This window comes from Collinsella aerofaciens, from assembly GCF_015670795.1.
In the GTDB taxonomy this organism is placed as follows: Bacteria; Actinomycetota; Coriobacteriia; order Coriobacteriales; family Coriobacteriaceae; genus Collinsella; species Collinsella aerofaciens_Q.
This window is the reverse complement of sequence record NZ_JADPCJ010000055.1, coordinates 1-3259: the sequence shown is the minus strand read 5'-3', so window position 1 is coordinate 3259 and position 3259 is coordinate 1. Positions and strand designations below refer to the sequence as shown.

Annotated in this window: 2 protein-coding genes; one reads left to right on the top strand and one right to left on the bottom strand. The window is 61.4% G+C overall.

The annotated features are described in order from the left end of the window. Positions 1–136: 136 nt before the first annotated feature. The gene (locus tag I4W09_RS10180; protein ID WP_006235414.1) at positions 137–937 is read right to left on the bottom strand and encodes an SDR family NAD(P)-dependent oxidoreductase; all 801 of its coding nucleotides are present in this window, start codon (positions 935–937) and stop codon (positions 137–139) included. Positions 938–1231: 294 nt separating this feature from the next. Here I4W09_RS10180 and I4W09_RS10175 point away from each other — a divergent pair, with 294 nt between their 5' ends. After that, positions 1232–3013: a coiled-coil domain-containing protein gene (locus tag I4W09_RS10175; protein ID WP_196034075.1), complete on the top strand. Its 1782-nt coding sequence runs from the start codon at positions 1232–1234 to the stop codon at positions 3011–3013. Positions 3014–3259 lie beyond the last annotated feature (246 nt).

Here is a 3259-nt window from a genome sequence, read left to right as displayed (position 1 = left end):
CAAGGTGACGTGAAACGAAAGGGCGCTGACCTTCTGGTCGCGCCCTTGAAGTTGAACGTCAGATTGTCCAAATGCGGCCCGCGCAGCGTCGGCTGGTCCGCCGTTCGTTAGAACGGCGGAACCTGAGACGTAACCCCTACGGACGCTGGCCCATGCCACCCTCGAGGGTGACGGTCTCGCCGTTCATGTACTTAAAGTCGGGACCGCAGAGCTGAACGACAACACGGCCGATCTCCTTCTCGACGTCGCCGTAGTGACCCGCCGGCGGCATGTGGACGTTGGCCTTGAACGCCTCGGGGTAAGCATCCTGGAAGTTCTCGAGCGCGGCAGTCCAGGCAAGCGGGCAAACGATGTTGACGTTGATGCCGTCCTTGCCCCACTCGTTGGCGGCAACGCGGGTCAGGCCGCGGATGCCCTCCTTGGCGGCAGCATAGCTGCACTGGCCATAGTTGCCAAACAGGCCGGCGCCCGAAGCGAAGTTGACCACGGAGCCCTTGGTCTCCTTCAGGTGCGGATAGGCCTTCTGCATGTACAGATAGGTAGCATACAGACCGGAGTAAATGGCCAGGTTAAACTGGTCCATGGTGTGATCGGCGATGGTCACGCCCGAGGCGCTGGCCTGAGCATTGTTGACGACGGCGTCGATGCGGCCGAACTCCTCAATGGCCTTGTCGATGACGTTCTGGACGACGGCCTCGTTGTCCTGACCAGCCGAGACATCGGCCTGAACAGGCAGAACCTTGACGCCGTACTCGGCCTCGAGAGACTCCTTGGCGGCCTCGAGCTTGGCAACGTTGCGGCCGGTGATGACGAGGTTCGCGCCCTCCTTGGCAAATGCGATATCGATGCCGTAGCCGATGGAGCCAGCGGAACCGTCCTTAAGCGTGGCCTTGCCGCCGCCGGTGACGATCACGGTCTTACCAGTGAAAAGTCCCATACAAAGTCCTTTCAAATCGCGACGGGCACGCCCGCCGACTGCGCGTATCCAACTTCACGCGCCAAAAGTTGAGATGCAACTTTAGCGTGTTCAAGCGAAAATAAAAGACCGCGGTAGGCGAACGGCACCACGTCGTTCGGCGAAGGGATTGTCAAGTACAAACTGGATAAAGCGGCCGAGTTATTGTTATCAGATCGAGCCATCGAACACGTTTTGAAACTTTGCTGCGGCGCGCGGGATGTCGGCGCGAGACTTTATCATAGGGTGACAAACAACGATGAGGAGCACATGCCTATGACAGACGAGCTGGACCCCCAGACTCAACAGCATATTGATGATTCAGCAGACGTTGCCGCAGATACTGACGCTGTGACCTGCGATAGTATCGACATCGACGACCCCATCTTGGACGAAAGCGCTACGGCGGAAACCCCCGAAACAGAAAACGCCGATGAGCAAAACGACGATGCGCCCGCTCAGGACGACGCCCCCGTACAGGACGACGCCCCCGTACAGGACGACGCCCCGCAAGCAGCGGGCCCCATCGAGGTGTCTTCGGAAGAAGAGCTCGATGCCGTCATGGACTCCATGATGGATGCTGTCAAAGCGATGAAAGACGCCGTCGCCGATGCCGATATTGATGCCGAGGAAGAGGAGGCCGCCGAGGCGGCCTCGACCTTTGTGCCCGGCGAGACTCCGGTTGCCGACCAGGGCAGCACCATGCCCTCGTTTCTGCAGCTCGAGCACCCCACGATTGGCGCCGATGCGGTCGATCCGCACGCAGCAGGCTTTTCTGTGGTCGAGGGCGGTACCGGCAATATCGCCGTGCCGCAGACTGCCGATGCGGACGCTGCCGACACCACTCGCCCGACCGCCCCGCACTCTCCCGCCGCGAGCCGCGATCTGGGGACCGCTGTCTCGAACACTGCGAACGCCGTGGGCACCTTTATCGCCCAGGGCGCCTCGGCCATGCGTGAGATGAATGCCGCGAAAAAGGCACTTGCCGATGCCCGCACCCACCTGGCCGAACTTGAGCAGCGCATTGCCAATCAGGCCGAGGAACTCGAGACGCGCCAGGATATCGCAGGCCGCTACGAGCAGATCGTCGCCGACCAGCGTCAGGCGATCGCCACAGCGCAAAAGACCGCTGCGGCAGCCGAGATTGACCGTGATGCCCACGGCGCCAAAGCGACAGAGCTCAATGGTCAGCTCGAACAAATGAAGACAGAGGATGACGCGACTGAGCTCCGCCTGAAGGCCGCGCTCGACGCCGTGGAGGCCCGCGAGGCGAGCTCTCGCGAGACCGGCAACCGCCTCGTTCGACGCCTTGAGGATTCCAAGCGCATCCGCGACAAGGTGAAGGCCGAGCGAGACGCCGGCATTGCGGCCGCACAACAAACCGTCGACGCCACGCGCGCCCAGCTCGAGACGCTGCGTCATGAGTATGCCGAGCTGCAACGCAATCCCTCGGCAAATCCCGCCAACTATACGGTGCGCACCAGCGAGCTCTCGATGCAGATCTCCGACACGGCGGATGCCCTGCGTAAAGCCGAAGAAGATGTCCCGCGCATCACCGCCGACCTTGAGCACTCGCTTGCCGCAGCCGAGCAGGCCGTCGAGCAGGCACAAGCCCCCATCACCGACGCCAAGCGAGCCCATCAGGCCGTGACGGCAGAGGCCGATGCCGCGCGCGACGAGCTGCAGACCGCAAAAACCGCCGCCGCGACGCGCCAGCGCGAACTGCGCGAGAAGATCGCCGCCGAGGACAAGGCACGCCGCGACCAAGAGCAGAGCATAGCCAACGCCCAAGCAGATGCCGCGCATGCGCAGTCGATTATCGAACAGGCGACCGAGGTGCACGACCACCCAGAGATCACTGAGTCGCTTGCAGGATCCTTGGCCCGAGACAAAGCCGAACACGCCGAGACCGAGCGAGAAGTCGCCCAGCTCGAGGCCACCGAGGACGCGGTGCGCGAGCGTACCCGCGACTCACGCATCAAATTCACCGGCGCCATCGTCTGCATCGTCGCCGCAATCCTGGTGATCATCCTAGTCTGGCTGTTCGCGAGCAAGTAAACCAGCTGCCAAAAAACGCTCAACGCAGTTGCGGTGAGATAGTTCCTGTTTAGCCCTCAAAAAGCCAATTCAAGAACTATCTCACCGCAACTTATTTAGATCGACGCAAGGCAACCTATCCCTCTTGCACCGATCTCATGACATAAGGACTGTCCCCAGGTGCCGGCACAGACGATATGAGCAGGACATAAAAACATTGAGAGCCCCTGCTGCATGAAAGACCGCGGATTAGGCCGACAATGGTGA